The 18,495-nt window shown below is 38.6% G+C and carries 17 protein-coding genes, 1 rRNA gene, 1 pseudogene and 1 riboswitch; of the genes and pseudogenes, 6 read left to right on the top strand and 13 right to left on the bottom strand.

The window, feature by feature from the left end; all coding sequences use genetic code 11:
* The 5 genes from M3226_RS16455 to M3226_RS16435 form a co-directional block, all read right to left on the bottom strand.
* A 16S ribosomal RNA gene (locus M3226_RS16455) occupies positions 1 to 73 on the bottom strand; the annotation flags it as partial.
* Between the two features lie 346 nt (positions 74 to 419).
* Positions 420 to 1,811 carry a sensor histidine kinase gene (locus tag M3226_RS16450; RefSeq protein WP_251566913.1) on the bottom strand — a complete coding sequence of 464 codons (1,392 nt, stop codon included), beginning with the start codon at positions 1,809 to 1,811 and terminating at the stop codon, positions 420 to 422.
* Complete coding sequence (locus tag M3226_RS16445) at positions 1,801 to 2,475, bottom strand: response regulator transcription factor (RefSeq protein WP_251566912.1); 675 nt, start codon at positions 2,473 to 2,475, stop codon at positions 1,801 to 1,803. Before M3226_RS16445 ends, M3226_RS16450 begins: the two co-directional genes overlap by 11 nt.
* A gap of 381 nt (positions 2,476 to 2,856) precedes the next feature.
* On the bottom strand, positions 2,857 to 3,378 hold the full coding sequence (locus M3226_RS16440; RefSeq protein ID WP_251566911.1) for a PepSY-associated TM helix domain-containing protein: 522 nt from the start codon (positions 3,376 to 3,378) through the stop codon (positions 2,857 to 2,859).
* Positions 3,379 to 3,405: 27 nt separating this feature from the next.
* Positions 3,406 to 4,386 (bottom strand): efflux RND transporter periplasmic adaptor subunit, encoded by a 981-nt coding sequence (locus M3226_RS16435; protein WP_251566910.1) that lies wholly within the window; start codon positions 4,384 to 4,386, stop codon positions 3,406 to 3,408.
* A 251-nt stretch (positions 4,387 to 4,637) separates the two neighbouring features.
* Here M3226_RS16435 and M3226_RS16430 point away from each other — a divergent pair, with 251 nt between their 5' ends.
* The 4 genes from M3226_RS16430 to M3226_RS16415 all read left to right on the top strand — a co-directional run bounded on the left by M3226_RS16430 (position 4,638) and on the right by M3226_RS16415 (position 9,128).
* Entirely contained in the window at positions 4,638 to 5,327 is a 690-nt protein-coding gene (locus tag M3226_RS16430) for a response regulator transcription factor (RefSeq protein WP_251566909.1), read from the top strand.
* Positions 5,327 to 6,331, top strand: a complete 1,005-nt coding sequence (locus tag M3226_RS16425; protein ID WP_251566927.1) for a sensor histidine kinase — start codon at positions 5,327 to 5,329, stop codon at positions 6,329 to 6,331. Before M3226_RS16430 ends, M3226_RS16425 begins: the two co-directional genes overlap by 1 nt.
* Positions 6,332 to 6,430: 99 nt before the next feature.
* The gene (locus tag M3226_RS16420) at positions 6,431 to 7,192 is read left to right on the top strand and encodes an ABC transporter ATP-binding protein (RefSeq protein ID WP_251566908.1); all 762 of its coding nucleotides are present in this window, start codon (positions 6,431 to 6,433) and stop codon (positions 7,190 to 7,192) included.
* The gene (locus tag M3226_RS16415) at positions 7,182 to 9,128 is read left to right on the top strand and encodes an ABC transporter permease (protein ID WP_251566907.1); all 1,947 of its coding nucleotides are present in this window, start codon (positions 7,182 to 7,184) and stop codon (positions 9,126 to 9,128) included. The genes M3226_RS16420 and M3226_RS16415 overlap by 11 nt, the downstream gene beginning before the upstream one ends.
* Before the next feature lie 119 nt (positions 9,129 to 9,247).
* Here M3226_RS16415 and queF read toward each other — a convergent pair whose 3' ends face one another.
* Positions 9,248 to 9,748 carry a preQ(1) synthase gene (gene queF, locus M3226_RS16410; RefSeq protein ID WP_098532388.1) on the bottom strand — a complete coding sequence of 167 codons (501 nt, stop codon included), beginning with the start codon at positions 9,746 to 9,748 and terminating at the stop codon, positions 9,248 to 9,250.
* A 133-nt stretch (positions 9,749 to 9,881) separates the two neighbouring features.
* Positions 9,882 to 9,928, bottom strand: a riboswitch (PreQ1 riboswitch).
* 117 nt (positions 9,929 to 10,045) lie between these two features.
* A complete protein-coding gene (locus M3226_RS16405) occupies positions 10,046 to 10,417 on the bottom strand; it encodes a winged helix-turn-helix transcriptional regulator (protein ID WP_144567215.1) in 372 nt (123 codons plus the stop codon).
* Positions 10,418 to 10,837: 420 nt separating this feature from the next.
* Here M3226_RS16405 and M3226_RS16400 point away from each other — a divergent pair, with 420 nt between their 5' ends.
* Positions 10,838 to 11,461 carry a hypothetical protein gene (locus tag M3226_RS16400; RefSeq protein ID WP_251566905.1) on the top strand — a complete coding sequence of 208 codons (624 nt, stop codon included), beginning with the start codon at positions 10,838 to 10,840 and terminating at the stop codon, positions 11,459 to 11,461.
* Positions 11,462 to 11,516: 55 nt separating this feature from the next.
* On the opposite strand, the gene M3226_RS16395 is transcribed toward M3226_RS16400, so the two are convergent.
* From M3226_RS16395 to M3226_RS16370, 6 genes are all read right to left on the bottom strand, one after another.
* Positions 11,517 to 12,302: a phosphatidylinositol 4-kinase gene (locus M3226_RS16395; protein WP_251566904.1), complete on the bottom strand. Its 786-nt coding sequence runs from the start codon at positions 12,300 to 12,302 to the stop codon at positions 11,517 to 11,519.
* 22 nt (positions 12,303 to 12,324) lie between these two features.
* Positions 12,325 to 14,268 carry a hypothetical protein gene (locus tag M3226_RS16390; RefSeq protein ID WP_251566903.1) on the bottom strand — a complete coding sequence of 648 codons (1,944 nt, stop codon included), beginning with the start codon at positions 14,266 to 14,268 and terminating at the stop codon, positions 12,325 to 12,327.
* Positions 14,265 to 15,254: an aminoglycoside phosphotransferase family protein gene (locus tag M3226_RS16385; RefSeq protein WP_251566902.1), complete on the bottom strand. Its 990-nt coding sequence runs from the start codon at positions 15,252 to 15,254 to the stop codon at positions 14,265 to 14,267. The genes M3226_RS16390 and M3226_RS16385 overlap by 4 nt, the downstream gene beginning before the upstream one ends.
* A gap of 35 nt (positions 15,255 to 15,289) precedes the next feature.
* Positions 15,290 to 16,429 (bottom strand): glycosyltransferase family 4 protein, encoded by a 1,140-nt coding sequence (locus M3226_RS16380; protein WP_251566901.1) that lies wholly within the window; start codon positions 16,427 to 16,429, stop codon positions 15,290 to 15,292.
* Positions 16,410 to 17,096, bottom strand: coding sequence for a hypothetical protein (locus M3226_RS16375; protein ID WP_251566899.1), 687 nt, complete (start codon positions 17,094 to 17,096; stop codon positions 16,410 to 16,412). The genes M3226_RS16380 and M3226_RS16375 overlap by 20 nt, the downstream gene beginning before the upstream one ends.
* Positions 17,097 to 17,400: 304 nt before the next feature.
* Complete coding sequence (locus tag M3226_RS16370; RefSeq protein ID WP_251566897.1) at positions 17,401 to 17,550, bottom strand: hypothetical protein; 150 nt, start codon at positions 17,548 to 17,550, stop codon at positions 17,401 to 17,403.
* Between the two features lie 329 nt (positions 17,551 to 17,879).
* Here M3226_RS16370 and M3226_RS16365 point away from each other — a divergent pair.
* Positions 17,880 to 18,238 (top strand): annotated as a pseudogene (locus M3226_RS16365) (aldo/keto reductase); the annotation flags it as partial.
* Positions 18,239 to 18,495: the final 257 nt, after the last annotated feature.

Below are 18,495 nucleotides of genomic sequence, written 5' to 3'. Positions count from 1 at the left end.
AGATTCGCTCGACTTGCATGTATTAGGCACGCCGCCAGCGTTCGTCCTGAGCCAGGATCAAACTCTCCATGAAAGTTGATTAGCTCATTTTGTTACGTTGGCTTAGTTTCAAATAGAAACTAATATTTATTGTTTGTTGACGTTTTTGTTTGTTTAGTTTTCAAAGAACAATTAGTGACAGAATAAAATTATACCACTTCGTTACCCAGGGTGTCAAATATTATTTTAAAATATTTTTTCATCTGTTCAACGAGAATTAATATTATCAGATTTGTTTAACCTTGTCAACAACATCGAATAATATTTTTTCAATGAGCAGTTTGCCTATCAAGCATTCCCTCATCAGGATTACTATATTACTATCATAAACAAACGAAGTCAACCTCTATTAAACAATTTTTTTAAAAAGTAAGCCTGATTTACGAAATGTAATCAGGCAGCTTGACGATAAATGTACTTCCCTTTCCTATTTGACTAGATACTTGAATGGTTCCTTTATGGGTTTCCACAATCCATTTCGCAATGGAAAGTCCTAATCCATGTCCCCCAATTTGGCGGGAGCGAGATTTGTCCGTTCGATAAAAACGCTCAAAAATTCGTTGATAGTCCTCTTTCTTAATCCCAATTCCCGTATCTTGAACGAAAATCCCTAATTCGCTCCCTTCTTTTAAAAGGGTAAGCTTCACTTCCCCGCCATCAGGCGTATATTTGATTGCATTGTCCAAAAGGAGATAAATTAGCTGAGATAACCTCTGGGGATCTCCTAACACAATAAAGTCGGTTGGCGCAGATAAATCAAACTGAATCTGCTTGGAAGCAGCAATCGGTTTTAATGACTCAATCGCTTTTTCAGAAAGGGGTCTTAAATCAAAAACTTCAGTTTTAAGCTCGATTGTATTCGAATCAGAACGTGCGAGGGTTAAGAGATCACTGACCAAGTTCGTCATCCGCTTAACTTCTTCCCTCATATTGGCAAGTAACTTCGCTGACATTTCATCTTTTTCAACGGTCATATCCATCGCATCCACAGACGATAATAAGACACTTAAAGGCGTCCGTAATTCATGTGATGCATCGCCAACAAATTCACGCTGCCTCCTAAAAGCCGCTCTAATCGGAACCATCGCTCGTTTAGACATGCGCAAGCTAATATATATGGCAACTCCCACAAAAACAATCCCTAACACGATCAGAATAACCAAGATCCAGTGAAATAAGCGATAAGCAAATGAGACGTCTTTGCCTATATAGATTTGTCCCATATATTGACCTTTATAATAAACTTCATGACTGGCAATCATCATATGAATATTTTGATTTTCGTCAGGCGTACGGAATTCTCCTCTGCCTTTTCTTAATTTATCATTCAAGCTGATCATTTCCGTCTGTATTTCCTGATGATTGGTTATATGTTTATTGAGAAGGGAGAGGAATTCAGGGCGTAACCGAGGATTGGTCTCGCTGCCTAAGACTACTTCTCCGTTAGTATTGAGTACATAGTAAAAGGATTGATTGACTCCAGAAAAAATCACTTCTTGATTTTGGATTTCTCTTAGGCCACTTTGGCCATTGTTACCCAACAAGTTTTCAATGTAATTTGCTTCCTGCGCGACTAAGGTCTCCAGTTCCCTCTCCTGTGTATTGAGGATAACAAAATAGAGAACCAAATAAACAATTAAGACAAAAAGAAAGAGAAAAAGCATAAGAAGTCCACTAAAATTGCGGGTCAGCCGATTTTGTGTACTATTAAAAACATCTTTTTCGAACCGATTGAAAAGCGGGCCTATAAATGAAAAAAATTTATGTTTCAAATTTATACCCCACCCCTCTGATACTTTGAAGTTTATCTTGCTTATTAATTAAGGATAGTTTTTTGCGGATTAATTTAACCGTCGCATCAATTGTCTTCATCGTTACATCGGTATCGAGACCCCATACGCGCTCATAAATAAGTTCACGCGGCAGTACTTGTCCTTTATTTTGCACCAATAAATCTAAGAGCTGAAATTCACGGGGACTAAACTGAATATCAGTCTCACCAACACGTATCGAATGACTTGCCCTATTTAGGATCAGTCCGTTTATTTCTGTTTCATCCTCAACAATAGGTGCAAAATTCCGGCGAGATAATGCACGCAGTCTAGCCATCAGCTCATCTATTTCAAACGGTTTAACCAGATAATCATCTGCGCCAGAATCAAGACCTTCGATCCTATCTTGGACGGTGTCTTTTGCCGTTAACATCAGGATGGCCCCTGAATATCCTTGTTTACGTAACTTCCTGCAAACACCCACACCATCGCCATTCGGCATCATCCAATCCATAATGATCACATCATAGTGGGCAGATGTTGCGTAATAGAAGGCGTCATCCCCTTCCTTTACCCATTCAACATTGCAATTACCTTTCTTTTTCAACATATATACCATTAAGTCACCAAGGCGATGATCATCTTCTGCTAATAGCACATTCATATTTAACATGCTCCTTTTTTTCTACATTTGTCTATAAGTATCCTAAAGATGAATTCTTAAGTTTGTCTTAAAAGAAAAAAGAAGTACCCAAGCTGACCTCTGGTGTGCTTCCTCTTTTTGAAAAATTATTTTCCTAAACCATCGGTTTGCTTTATTAAGATCTTTTAGGTTTATGTGAACTTTCATTGAAGTATTAATAAATTGATGTCTGGAGGGAGCTTTGGAATTATTCCATATCTATTTAACTAACTAAGATCGCTCTGATGACTGTAGTGTAGTCCTGTTTAGCGAAAACTCGGTGAAAAGTAGTTATTAATTTACTTTTTTGAAAAACAAAAAGAGAGCCCCACAACTAAGTATGGAACTCTCTTAATGGAATTCTTATGCAATTTCTCTTTCCGCTTTTAATCTTTTTCTTTTTCTACCTGCCGCAAGTACCTTCATGGATAGGAAAATTCCTGATCCAGTTAAGAAAATCATGGCGATGGCTGTTAGGTCAATTAGCCAAGTGATATCGGCAGTTCCGATTCTTCCTTCGTGCAGACCTCTAACAATACTCATAAGTGAACTTGATTGTGAACCTTCACCGCCTCTTCCTCCCATCGCAGGAACCTGTCCATTTGTAGTACCTTGTGTGTTAGCTGCCGTTTGGTTATTTGTAGTACCATTAGATTGAGTGGCCGTCCCGGACTGTGCTGTCTGGCCAGTTGTTTGGCTAGTATTATTTGCAGTGGTGCTTTGTTGCGGAATCATCATACCTTGTTTAAAATTAGCTCCGCCTTCTGTCTGTGACTGACCGATCAGCCATGGCTCATTCATGAGCAGCCCTGTAATTGACTCCATTAGAATAAATATAGAACAAATTAACCCAATCCATAAGTGTGCTTGTCGTGTTTTTTTCATAATAATATTCTCCTTTTTATAATTATTTTAGTTGCCTGTCTTTCCGCTTGTTGTACCTTGTCCGCCACTTGGCGGCGCCATGTCCTGACCATCAAAGTTTCGACCCATACCTTGACCTTGCATCATACCGCCTTGATTAGTAGACGAGCTGTTTGAAGTCAGCTCTGGTAACTGTACCGTTTGGCCTTCGGTAACTCCTTCTGTGATTTCCACATATTCGTCTGTTTCAATACCTGTTTTAACCGTTTTTTGTTCACTGGTAGTTCCAGAAGAACTGTCGGTGCTGCCATTGGCTGAAGTAATAATCACATATTTTTCTTTATTGTCGTTTGTATAGATCGCATCTACAGGAACATATAATGCATCCGTCTTGCTAGCAGTTAAGATAGTAGCTGATGTACTCATCCCTACTTTTAGGTTGGTTGGTTTATCAATATGAATGGTTACATTAAAGGTGGATGAACCACTTGATGAGGTTCCTTCCTCTGCAACAGCGGTAACTTTCCCTGTATATGTCGCATCTGGGTAAGCACTTACTGTTAAAGTTACTGTTTGACCCACTTTTACTTTAGGTATATCTAATTCATCTATCGAAACAACTGTTTGTAAATCGTTGTAATTGGTAAGATGAGCAACGACCATACCCTTGTTAATTCGATCGCCTGAAGCAACAGAAACCGCAGTAATGGTTCCACTAGTTGGCGCAGTAATTGGATCGCTATCATCCGTAAAGGTTACTAATTCGTCTCCGGCGCTCACCGTGTCGCCAGCAGATACTAAAACCTCATCAATTTCGTTATTGTCCTCTGTTGCTTTAATATCCTCGGTGGTTACTGGTTCAACTGTTCCAGAACCACTAATTGTTACTTCTAACTTACCTTTTTGCACGTTAGCCGTTCGAACCTGCGTTGTAGTGCTTGTACTAGCACTGCTTTTGGAGTGAAACCATTGATAGCCGACATACCCAACAACTAGTACACTTATCAATATCCAAATCCACTTCTTCATTTATCTAAACTCCTTTTATTATGGAACAGCCCGGACCCGCTCCAAGCATTTTTTTATTTCATGAGCCTATTATCATGTGCGTCCCTTAACTTATCCTTAATAAAAATTAAAAAGGTAAAAAGGTGCCTGACACCAATAAATGGTTTAGGATAGTGTTTATGTCGCTAATGGTGTCAGGCACCACTTATAGCACGAAAAAAGGATATATTATACAATTAGCGTAAGATATTTAGAGTGCGGCGGTGATACTTTTGTTTAAGCTATTATTAATTGAAGATGATCTAACGCTTTTTAATGAAATAAAGGACCGGCTTATGGGCTGGTCTTATGATGTGTATGGGATTAGTGATTTCAGTCAGGTGATGCAAGAGTTTACGAGTGTTAAACCCGATTTAGTGATTATCGATATTCAGCTGCCAAAATTTGATGGTTTTCATTGGTGCCGGATGATTCGATCCCATTCGAATGTTCCGATTTTATTTCTCTCTTCACGCGACCATCCGACAGACATGGTAATGTCCATGCAGCTTGGTGCGGATGATTTCATCCAAAAACCGTTCCATTTTGATGTGTTGATTGCCAAAATTCAAGCGACCCTTCGCCGTGTTTATAATTACAATCATGAAAAAATAACCCTGAAAACCTGGCAGGCAGCAACGATCGATGTCGAAAAAAACACGGTCAGCAACGCGGCAGGGACGGTAGAGCTCACAAAAAACGAGATGTTTATTTTAAAGAAGCTGATTGAACAAAAAAATAAAATTGTCAGCCGAGAAGAGTTAATTAAAAGCTTGTGGGAGGATGAGCGGTTTGTCAGTGATAACACTTTAACTGTCAATCTTAACCGGCTGCGAAAAAAGCTGGACGAGCTTAATCTCGGACGATTTATTGAAACAAAGGTTGGCCAAGGATACATGGCATGTGAAAAGGCGCAAACATGATGATTAAAACCTTTTTAAAAGAAAGACGGAGCTGGATTGTTCTTTTTTTCTGTTTACAGTTACTAGTCCTTTTTACAGGCTATATTGATTCCGCCATAAACTTTACCCCCCTTCTCTATATTGTTTTTTTATCGACGCTTATTTTTGTGATTTTTTTGTGCTTTCGCTCCCATAAGGAAACGAAATTTTATGCTTCTTTATCGGAATGGGAAAACAGTCTCGATTTAACTAATATGGCCGGGGCGGAAAGTCCGTTTGAAAAAATAATTGAGGAAAGTATTGTGAACCAAACAGAGTTGCTAAAACAAACGGTTTCGAATAATTTGGTGTCTGTGGAGCAGGAAAAAGATGAGCTTTTATCTTGGATTCATGAAGTCAAAACACCTTTGACAGCAATGCATCTAATGATTGACCGTTTAGATGATAGTCCATTAAAAGCACAGTTATCTCTAGAATGGCTGCGAATCCATCTGCTGCTGGATTCACAACTTCATCAAAAGCGCCTGCCCTTTATGGAGAATGATTTATATATAGAAAAGACTGATCTGAAAGTCTTACTTTTTAAGGAGATTAAAACGTTGCAATCCTGGTGTATGCAAAAAGGGATCGGATTTGAAGTCGAATTAGAAGCAGCTTCTGTCTTAACCGATGCTAAGTGGCTGGCTTTTATTATTCGCCAGCTGTTAACAAACGCAGTGAAATACAGCTCGGCATCGGATATTGTTATACGAAGTTTTATGGAAGATGACCGAACTAAGCTGATGGTTCAGGATTTTGGGCGCGGCATGGACAAAAAAGACCTGCCGCGCATTTTCGATAAAGGCTTTACCTCAACAACCGTTCACCATGACAACGCCTCTACAGGCATGGGTTTATATTTAACCAAGAAAATTTCTGAGTCTTTATTGATTCATATCGATGTCCTATCAGCCCCCGGCGTTGGGACCACGTTCACGTTAACCTTTCCACGAAAAAATGAGTTCGGCGCGATTTCAGGCATGTGACAAAAATGTCACATGCTTTGCTGTTTTGTTCGGCTAATCGAAGGAGAAGTCAACCGGCAAATTTTATAATTGGATTATCAAATAAAGGAGCGTGTTCGTATGAGTATTTTAGCAGCCAAAAAAATTCATAAGAGCTATGGTAACAAGCTGAATAAACAAGAGGTTTTAAAAGGGATTGATATTACCGTTGAAAAAGGGGACTTCGTGAGTATCATGGGGGCCTCCGGGTCCGGGAAAACAACACTTCTCAATGTGCTCTCCTCGATTGATAAGGTCAGCGGCGGGACTATTACGATTGAAGACAAAGATATGACAGCTATGAAAGAAAAGCAGCTCGCTGAGTTTCGCAAGCAGCATCTTGGGTTTATTTTTCAAGATTATAATCTTTTAGATACGTTAACTGTCAAAGAAAATATTCTATTACCATTATCGATTACTAAGGTTTCTAAAAGAGATGCAGATGAGAGGTTCAATCGGGTTGCAACGGAGTTAGGGATAGAGCAGATTGAGCATAAGTACCCAAATGAGATCTCCGGCGGACAAAAACAGCGGACGTCAGCAGCAAGAGCGTTCATTCATGAACCAAGTATTATTTTCGCGGATGAACCCACTGGGGCGCTCGACTCGAAATCTGCATCCGATTTATTAAACAAACTTAGTGAATTAAATCGAAACCGGACTGCCACGATTGTGATGGTGACACACGACCCTGTGGCAGCTAGTTTTAGCAGCAGAGTGATATTTATAAAAGACGGTCAGATTTATACTCAGTTAAATAAAGGGGAGCAATCCCGGCAAGAGTTTTTTAAGGATATCATGAAAACTCAAGGCGTGCTAGGCGGTGTGCCATATGAGCGTTAATCAGCTTATTTTTCGAAACTTGAAAAAAAATCTTAAAAACTACTATCTCTACGTGTTTGCGCTCATCTTTAGCGTTGCCCTTTATTTTTCATTTGTCACGCTGCAATATGACCCGGCGATGGATGAAACGAAGGATACCCTTAAAGGAGCAGCAGCCATCCGTACAGCAAGTGTTCTCCTTGTGGCCATTGTCTCCATCTTTTTGCTGTATGCCAATAATATCTTTATTAAGCGGCGGAGCAAGGAAATTGGTTTATTTCAATTAATTGGAATGACAAAAACTCGGATTTTCAACCTCCTAAGCACCGAGAATTTTATTCTCTACTTTGGTTCGTTGGTGGTGGGGATCTTTATCGGTTTTTCCGTCTCCCGGTTAATTATTATGATTTTATTTAAAATTACCAAGGTGGATGCAATTGCCCGCTTGCATTTTTCATCGCAGGCTTTGGTCCAGACTTTAATTGTTTTTAGTGTCATCTATATCCTAATTATGCTGATGAATTATCTTTTTATAAAGAGGCAGAGCATTCTCTCTCTCTTTAGAGTTGTTTCCTCGACGGAGGAGAAAGTGAAAAAAATGTCTATATGGGAAATACTCATGGGGATTTTGGGATTGCTTGCGATTATTTCCGGCTACTATATTTCATCGAAGTTATTTAGCGGTGATTTTACCACGATGACAGAACTGTTTTTGGCAATGACTTATATTTTGGGTTCTGTCATTATCGGCACCTACTTGTTTTATAAAGGATCGGTTAGTTTTATTTTTAATATCATTCGGAAAAAGAAGGATGGCTATTTAACAATCAATCAGGTATTATCCTTGTCATCGATTATGTTTCGAATGAAATCAAATGCCCTGTTACTAACGGTTATTACAACATTATCCGCTCTTGCGATAGGGCTATTGTCGTTGAGCTATATCTCCTATTATTCTGCCGAAAAGATGGCTAAAAACCAGACTGCGGGCGATTTCGCCATTACCAATGCAGAAGATGCCGATAAATTTAAGGATGCATTGGCTGCTAAGGAAATTGATTTCGACGAAAAGAGGATTGAGGTACTCCAGGTGTCCGCCAATCTTAAGAACATTTTGGATACAAACCTTGAAGGTGTAATGGTAGACCCTAGTGCACTGCCTCTTCCGATGATTAGTGAACGGGTTTTGAAAAATACCGATGTGGCCGCAGACGAGACGATTTTTACCGGTTATAATGATTTACTTCAGAAGTTTATGAATTTAAAAGAGAGCGGTAGAGTCGAATTAAAGGGGCAAACTGAAACAATTCCGCTCCGATACTTAGGTTTAAAAAAGGATTTTGTGATTTCAGGATATTTTACGAACGGCGGTCAGCCGATTGCGATTGTGGACGATTCTGTTTTTGAACGCTTGAAGAAGGATGTAAATCCTTCTATTCAAAAGAAGACGTCTCTTTTTGTTGGGTTTACGTTGAAGGATGAAAGTCAGCTCGAAAAGGCCAACCAGGTTTATCAAGACTTGTCCTTTAACAAGAATGACCTTTATTCTTCTCGTTTGGAGATCAGTAATACTCAGAAAGAAATGATGGGATTGATTATGTTTATTGTTGGCTTTTTAGGACTAACATTTCTGATCACGTCGGGCTGTATTCTGTATTTTAAACAAATGGGTGAGAGTGAAGAGGAGAAGCCGAATTATACGATCTTACGTAAGCTTGGTTTCACGGAAGGCGATTTGTTGAAGGGAATTCAAGCTAAGCAGCTGTTTAACTTTGGAATTCCGTTAGTGGTTGGGCTGCTTCACAGTTATTTTGCCGTCCAATCGGGCTGGTTTCTTTTTGGAGCCGAAGTATGGCCCCCGATGATTCTAGTTATGGTCCTCTATACCGCCCTATACTCCATCTTTGGAATTCTATCTATACTCTATTATAAAAAAGTCATAAGGGCAGCACTCTAAATTAAAAAACGGGACTAATAGAAAAAGCAGCCATGGCTGCTTTTTTCTATTAGGTGCCTGTCACCATTTTCAACATTTACAACGTCAAATGTCACTTTTTGGTGCCTGTCACCATTTCTTTATCGATTATCTACTTTTTCTGGATAGAGGTCATGGTTCATTAGGCGGTAGTTTGCCATTTCTTCGTATTTGGTGCCTGGTTTGCCGTAGTTGCACCATGGGTCAATGGAGATACCGCCGCGCGGTGTGAATTTACCCCAAACTTCAATATAACGTGGGTCTAGCAGTTTAATCAAGTCATTCATAATGATATTGACACAGTCCTCATGGAAATCTCCGTGGTTCCTAAAACTAAAAAGGTATAACTTCAAAGACTTACTTTCAACAATCTTTTTATCTGGAACATATGAAATATACATAGTCGCAAAATCCGGCTGGCGTGTCAGCGGACATAAACTCGTAAACTCCGGGCAATTAAATTTCACGAAATAATCGCGTTCAGGATGGAGATTGTCAACAGCCTCCAAAACCTCTGGTGCATATTCAAATGAATAGGTAGTTCCTTGATTACCTAATAGTGTTAAATCCTTTAATCCTTCTTCGTGGCTGCGGCCAGACATAAAAAAACCCCCTATAAAAATATGTCCCTACACTTTTTAAGAGAGTATCAGCTGAATGTTGTTCTTTTTTCTATACAAACTAAAGGATAAAAAACAAAAAGCCACGTCCTATATGGACATGGCAGAAAGTCATGTATCCATAGTTTTTTATAGAGGGTATCAGCTATGAACCTCTCCCGTTCAAAGTACGGGTATTCTCATCTCTATATAATAAAGAACTGACTAGAGAACGTCAAACAGAAAATTAAGGTAAAACTAAGAGCACGCTGGCATCCTGTCAGTTAGGACTATACTTCCCTATTTTAGGTGCTCGTTAAGTACATTCTCTTCTAAAACAGAAAATTTGTCTCCGTACACTTTAGTAATGTGATTTTCTCCCCATAAACATAGCGCGTTTAAAATGCTTTCTAGGCTCGATCCATATTCACTAAGCTCATACTCCACTTTTGGCGGGACTTGATTATAAACAATCCGGTTAATAACGCCGTCCTCCTCTAATTCTCGTAATTGTTGAGTTAACATTTTTTGTGTGATATCCGGCATCAGACGTTTCAATTCACTTGTTCGTTTCTTCCCGTGTGTTAAATGACAAAGAATCACGCATTTCCACTTTCCACCGATGACCTCTAATGTCGCTTCAACCGATATATTGTATTTCTTTTTCTTCATCTCTAACTCCTCCATTTTAATAGGTACTGAAAAGTATCTACCGCACTTTAGAGTTCTATAGCACTTTGAAGTGCGTACTTTTCATCTAATACTGTATATCCCATAATAACATTTGCCGGTTGAAATATCCCATTATGATTCTTTTTATAGTTTTGCTTTTAGCAAATCATTCATGCAATAGAACCATTTTTAGGAGGTGAGAAACAAATGACATTAGATAAAAAAGAAGTACATTGGCTCTGTTGACATGATTATTTCTTGAACGCTGTAACAAAGATTTATACATCGTTTAGGATTAATACTATGCCCTTTTCTCGTTTAATGAAACAGGTCAAGAGAGTTGTCTAGAACAGCAATTTTCTATGTTCATATAATATATAGAAATAATATTTTCTGAAATGCGATTGGGGGGTGTTGAAAGTGAATTTAAAACCTGAAATTATCGAAAAGTTGGACAAGATTCAAATATCAAGAGTCTCCCGCAGTGTGGAGGTAAATAACCCAACAAGTTATCAAATGTTAGGCAAAGGACACCAAGGGGCTGTTTTTCAAATTGATGAATCTCGCTGTGTAAAAATTTACTGTTCAAAGATTGATTTAATCAGAGAGCTTCATGCATTGCAACTAGGAGGTAAGATTGGCATTTGTCCGATAGTGTATTTTTGGGGTGAAAATTATATTGTTATGGAATACTTGACTGACCCATCTCTCTTAGAATATTTACAACAGAACCCATTAAACAAGGAATTGGCGGCCAAAATAGTTAATTTGCTAGATTTATTTGAAAAAGCAGGATTCAATCGTTTTGATCATTCTGGCCGCCACATTTATGTGTCGCCAAAGGGAACAATGAAAATTATTGATGTGGTTCATATAATTAAACCACAGCCTGTCTACTTACCCAAAAAACTAATAACTGATATGGGAGTTAATGCTGAAGAGTTCGTTCAATTTGTCAAAGAAATTAGTCCTAAATGGTATAAACGCTGGGTGAATGATCCTGATTTTTCAGCATTGATGACGAAAGTAAAAGGAACCATTTAGAAAAAAATCCTCATTTATCAATATCATACCTGACATAATAAGAAAGGTTCAGCCCTTAGACTGAATCTTTCTTTTTTCCTTTTTTTGACTGTATCTGGATTTCCGGTAAGAGTTGTTTAGCTTTTACCAGATGAGTGACGAGCGCCTCTTTTTCTGATTCCGATACATCCCAGTCGTTAGGAATCGAATGGATAATGTCATAAATGGCCGCTTCTGGTATTGCCTTAACTTTTTCGATAGCTGCATTAAGCTCATCTTGACTTTGCTGGAATGATAGACACCACTTATGAACGGTAAGTTCTACACTCAAATGAGGCATTTTCTTAAGTGTTTTAACTGTCCATTTATCATTAGAAAAACAACGCCCGTGATCAATCATATGGAGAAAATACTCCCCCTGCTCAGTAGGTTCAAGCAGGACATTTTCCTGTTTACGATCGGTATTCCCTATCCAAAGATCGAATACAACTATTTCTGCAAGCTGACCTCGATTACTTACTTTTATATGCTCATTACTTGATTCCCTTGAAAGCTGTATGCAGTTATCGATAAATAAACTAGCAAACTGGCTCCCAGATGTGAACTTTTGCTCTGAAAGAATAGGATACTTCTTAATAAAATCATCTGTTATTTGTACAACTTCAAATGGAATCACAGGTAGTGAGAGAAGTTGGCCTAATTTACCGGCAATATAATCATTTACTAGTATTCTTGTTCCTGATGGATTATTCTTGAACTTCACTACATATGTTTGACCATCATTAAAAAGGATGTGCTTGGGTTTTGAATGACCTTTAAAGAAAGTATCCATCAACTGAACGGGATATAGGTTTTGGTTCATTTCTTACCCCCCCCTTTGTCCATTATGATGATGACTCTACTCCTAAACAAAATGAAGCAGAGTTTGAGGTGAGTTTCAAACCGATGCAAAATCCGTGCCCGAATATAGGGTAACGTGGTACCCTCCATACGGTGTTCTCTGACTTTGGGGATACCCATGAAATCACTTTCCCATTTTTAAAACCTCGCTTGCTTTTGTACTGGTAAGGGACAATTGCAGAGCGACCTTCCCGTAATAGTCGTAAATAGTCTGGTGATAAGCCAATATCAAGTGATAACGGTAAAAGATTGTCAGGAATATTATTATAGGTGATAGAGATTTCACTTTGTCCCTTTTTAAGTAAAAAGTGCTTCATCAATCCATGGGCAGCACTATTTGGTTGTTTGTTGACGAGCACAAGCTCAACTTCCTGATCTTCTTTTATCGTAAGAGATTGAATCTCGTAGGTGTCACGTTCAAATCCATAATCTGCTAATGCTCCAGGGTGATTCATCGGAATATCCATAAAGTCATTTAATTCTTCTAACCAATTCCAGTCATCTGAAGGATTACCAATGACAAGTTGACCATCATTTTTATCATAAAAAAATAGATAATTAATGCGTCCGCCAAAACGTGGTGAAATCACTGCCGCTAAAACATGATTCCTTATTATGACTTCTTTATGTCCGTCATTATCTAAATCCTCAATAAAAGCATGAACAAGGCTTGTACGGTCTTGATCTTTTCTCCATTTTTCTGCCTCCATTAGGATAGAAGCTGCCCTCACATGGCTGGCAACTGCACGTGCCCAGTGAGCTGGTAATGCCACTGCATTACTATCACGATCGCTGTGAATACTGTTAGGAGCATCATGCCATCCTGTTTCATAGGTACATGCAAGTATGTGTTTTCGGGCTAGTTCAAGTAAGGAAGACGGATAAGTGGTCTTTACAGAGAGTTTATTAAACTCTTCCCATTTTTCGATCAGACTTCGTTGATATGGAGACCAAGCCTTAGAATTAGCCCAATTCATGTAATCTTCACCAGCTCCAAAATCAATGGCCAGTTCTCGGTAGGTTCCTGTTGCAATCGGACGAGGAGGTTGAATGTTATGACTAGCCAACCACGACTGAAGAAGAACGGTTGTTACCTCTTTTTTCCCTATCAACCAGTCAAGAAAACGTTGATAATAATGAATGGCATGAGGATTCCAAGGCGGAATTCCGGCAACCTTCTCCATATCATCACCGTAAATTGCAATCACGTCTCGCCCCTTAACAAGCTCTTGTTGCATGTATGATAGGAGAACATTTAATCGTTGTTCATGCATCTTTGTTTCGAGTGGAATGGATAGACGCATTTCTTGGGAGAGAGGAAGTGCGATTAAATCACGACTTCCTTTAATGTGGTAGGCTTCAAAAAGTTCTGGAATAAAGCAGGGATTAAGGTCATAGTTTCTACGGGGAGAATCAGGCAAGATCAGCCGGTCATCGATTAGAACGTATTGAAAACCACCATTTTGAAGTGTATTATTAGTTAGAATATTGGCTAATTTTTGGGTATTCCAAACTCGTTCAGGAACCCAAAATCCCTTAACATCGGTAACATCCCCTCCAAGCCATTTTTCGATTAAATCAAGTTCTTCTTCCACTTGATAACGATTGTGCTCGTGATCAAAAAGCGGCATAATATTTTGGGCATAAGTAGAACCAATGACCTCTACTAATCCCGATTTTCTTAATTCAGCAATTTCTTCAAGAAAGAGCGGATCGTACCAGGCACATGCTTCAATGAACGTACCGCTAATGTGGAGGTGGAAGGGGATATCATATTGCGAATGGAGATCAAATATTGCTCGTAAACCGCTGGAAGCATCGGGAGGACCTATAATTTCTTCAATACCAGGGCGATTGTCGTAGCCGTTGGTAATCAAGTATTGATTGGCATGATGAACAATTGCAAGGGGAATGGATAAACCGCTCATTTATAACCACCTCCTTGTAAGTTTTGTTCGTACTTAATAAAAAAAGGGTCTACGATGCTTAAGTTACCAGTTTTTAGAATGCATAAGTCATAGTGAAGGCTTTCAAAAAGCGTACGAGCGCTATATAAAGAGACTCGCTCAAGAAAAGCCTGACGGTTGATGAAAGGATGATTGTCGAGATACTTATCAATGAAAAACTGGATCATGGATTGAAAATAGTCAAAATTTCCATTCTTGAAAAAGCTGCTTACCTGAACATGACTTGCCATATAGGCTACTTCCCAAGCGGGATCCCCAGCAAAATGTTGATCGAAATCAATTGCAATTACTTGTTGCGCGTCAATAAAAACGTTCCTTGTATGAAAATCTCCGTGCAGTAACACTTTATCTTCCGTTCCCAATTTGTGTGAATTTTGAACAAAGACATCGTACATAGCTTTTAACTTTGACTTATAGGCTGGTAACAGTTCTGAAAGTTCTCTATAATAGCGCCCCACTTCAGCATTGGCCCTAGATAGTGTCCCTTCTCGGATCTCCTTAATAGGAATCGCATGCATCCTTGTTAACCAGCCAGCAATTAGTAAAGCCAGCTGCTTGCTATTCACACTTGATCCATGTATCCAATCGTCTAATGTTTTTCCTGGTGACTTGGACATAATCAACATTCCATACGGCTGTAAAAAGGCGATGGGGCGAACTATCGTATGGTTAGGGTCCGTATTAAATCCATTTTTCCACAAGTATTGCAAAAACTGATAACTAAGGAGTCCTTCTTCTTGGTCAGCATACAATTTTCCAATTAATGAATCTTGTTTCCACTCCCCATGCTGATTACGATAAGTTACAAGATATTCTACAATCAATTTCCGTATTTTAGGTTTGGAGAAAACGAGTGATGCCTGTATAACTGTCCTATTGTTACCATAGCTATCTTGATAGGCAGAAAGAATTTCCTCTGTTGAGGGAAGTTGTGTAGGGATTGGCATTTTTTATTAGCTCCTTTCTATTAAATTAAGATGGCTTATTCCGAAGAACTCAGTAGCTTTAGATATAATTGCTGTGTCTCAAACGCGACCTTTTTCCACGTGCAAGCCTGTGCTTCCTTAGCACCCTTTTGACCTAGTTTTTTTCTTAACTCTGGATCGTCTAAAAGCTTTATTATCGCCATTGCTAATTCCTTTGGCTGGTTCGGCTCCACTACATAAACATTCTCAACAATTTCACCAGCTCCAGTTGTACTCGAGATAATAGTAGGGATACCTGATGCCATAGCCTCCAAAACCGTTATTCCAAAAGGTTCCGATCTTGCAGGGAGGACAAATAATAACGCGTTTTTATAACATTCTAGTAATTTTTCACCCAAGACATTGCCAGCGAACTCTACACGATTGTGAATTTTCATCCGGCGTGATTGGAGGCGTAACTTATGGAGTAAGTCTCCATCCCCTGCAATTAAAAAGCGAACATCATCTCGTTCGAATAAAACAAGTTTTGCAGCTTGTAAAAAAACATCCGGAGCTTTTTGGCCTGTCAATCTACCGAGAAATAAGATATAGCCATCCGTGTTTTGGTAATCGCGGGTTGCCAATTGTTCAAAATTTGAAACGTCAATGCCATTGTAGATTGCGGAGATACGCTTCGGATCGGCCTGGTAGGAATGAATTAAATATTGTTTAGTCCTCTGAGACACCGCAATCGTATGTTTCACGTTACTGAAAGCCTCTTGTTCAATGGAAAATATACCTGGATTAAGCGGCTTCCCTGCAGCTCGGTCATTTTCAGTAGAATGGACAGTCCAAATGAGTGGGATTTTGTATTTTTTCGCGATTCCTGTTGCTGCAAATACCCCCATCCAATCGTGCGCATGAAGAATGTCAATTCCTTCTGGCTGAAACCCTTCCTCAAGTCGATCCCGAAATTCCATCACAGAGTCCCATATGTCACTTCCAATATATGAGTCACCCTGTATTGGATGGGACAAGCTTAACTGGTGAAATTTTAAATTCTTTAGTGCTTCAAATTCTAGCTGTTTAAACACAGGGAGGTAGAGCTCAATTTCAATACCAATGCTCGTCAATTCTCGAACAATTGCTTGACAATGAACCCCTAACCCCCCTGAAAATTGAGGAGGGTATTCCCAACTAATCATGGCTACCTTCATTAATATCAAACACCTCCTGTTTGTTTCCACCTGATTTTGCTTTTTCAATTGTACTGGTAAACTTATGATGGGTTGTCCAAGTTTTATACAAAGAAGGTTCCAACGCTTGTACATACTTTAGAAAGGCAGATGCCTGTTTACCCATCCCTACGATCATTTTTCGCGGAAAAAGATTCTGAGGTAATTTGGTATCCCACTTCAGGTTTATGACTTTTAGACTACCATCTTGCATTACGTAAATGTTTGTTAGGGGGTGATCAAGACGGTTAAAACCTACATCTTTAAAATCATTTAGAAGCCCGAGTAGTTTTTTTGTTAATTCTTTGGTCATAGAATTATTCTTTAAATAATCAGCAATTGTCGGTGCCTGAATGGCCTCTATGACGACGTAAGTCCCTCTTCTTCCATACACAACTGGTGTAATTCCGCGTGACGCTCCCATTTGAAGCGCTTGAAATTCTTTTTCGGCTTTCTCCTCATTCACGTAATAAGTAGCCCAATGATTTTCATCAATTTCAATAATAATGTGCCTCTTATCCTGGCTGATCACTTTCAAGTCCGTCGGGTTATGAATAATCATTCCTTCAAATTGAGGCTTGGTCACCTGAATTTTATTAATTTCATTTATGATCATTTCTTTTTCAGTTTTATTCGATTTTTTTTCCACTATCCATTTATCTCCTTTTTACGTTATTATAAATAAAAGTGTTAATTTACTATTAAAAGTGTTAATTTACTATTAAAATGTTAATTACTATTAAAATATGAAAAAATAGTAAAACAAACTAAACGCTTGTCCACAACCTAAAAAATTGGCTAATGCACTAAGATAAAAGATATACTTTACAATTAAATATTTTTCAGAAATTAGTTATGCTAAAATGTTCAATATAAATAAATAATCCCCAATTCCAAAAGGAAATGGGGATTATTTTTGTTCGTTTGCCGGAATCTTTTCATTTAAATAAAATCTAATCGCTCAAATCATTTTCATCTTTCTCATATGCTATAACTACTACTTTTTTATTAGTGCGTTCACTCAATTCATCTTCAAACGTTTTAATCTCACTTACCAAATTAGACGCTAAATCTGCAGCTACATAATAATTGTCTTTATCCACGTTCATCCCTCCTTTTTTCTTTTATTATCTCTTCCCCTTTTGCCAGTTATTCTAGGACAGAATATTTAACCAAACATGTCTATCCTGTATATTCCTTTTCCTCAATCTAAACTAAAAGCAATGTCCATTAGCTCTACGGCTAAACCGTTCTCCAGAAACCCCTGCTTTTATTTTTAGCTTGTTCTTCTTCTTCGTTTTTCTTTATAAAGATTTGAAAGACAAATTACAGAGTAGATAATAACTGCCTAAAATTTGAATCCAAAAATTTTAATTAACGATACTCGTAATCCAATTACTGCAATTCGAAAAAGGTAGGTACCAATAATGCCAAAACGATGATCAATCAAGTGGAATTCCATCCTCGTTTAATTCAAAAAGAAATCCAAACTTTTTGACGGGAACAGGGAATCCAGATGGAAGCATGGTCACCATTAATGCAAGGGCAGCTATTAGACCTGCCGATAATCCAAGAAATTGCTAATAAGTATAACAATTCTACAGCACAAGTTATTTTGCGCTGGGATCTCCAAAATGGGGTCGTCATCATTCCAAAACCAACAAAAAAACACCGCTCATCAAAAACGCGACTGTATTTGACTCCGAGCTAACCAAAGCAGAAATGGAACAAATTGACGATCTGAACCAAAACCATCGCGTCGATCCAGACCCCGACAACTTCGACTTCTAAACAACACAAAAGGGCTGGTAATGATGATACCTTTTCACCATTCCCAACCCTCTCATAGTGTTAATCTACTTTTTGGTGCCTGTCACCGTTTGCACCCATGCCACCTTATTTAAGATGAACTGCTTCTACTACTTCCAACTGTTCTTCACTGTTCGGATCAATCGGTAAGCAAGCATGATTTAACATTTTTTGTGTGATATCCGTTATCAGACGTTTCAATTAACTTGTTCGTTTCTTTCCGTTTGTTAAATGACAAA

Source organism: Neobacillus cucumis (genome assembly GCF_023715505.1).
Note: the sequence above shows the minus strand (reverse complement) of the source record. Positions and strands in the feature narration are given on the sequence as shown.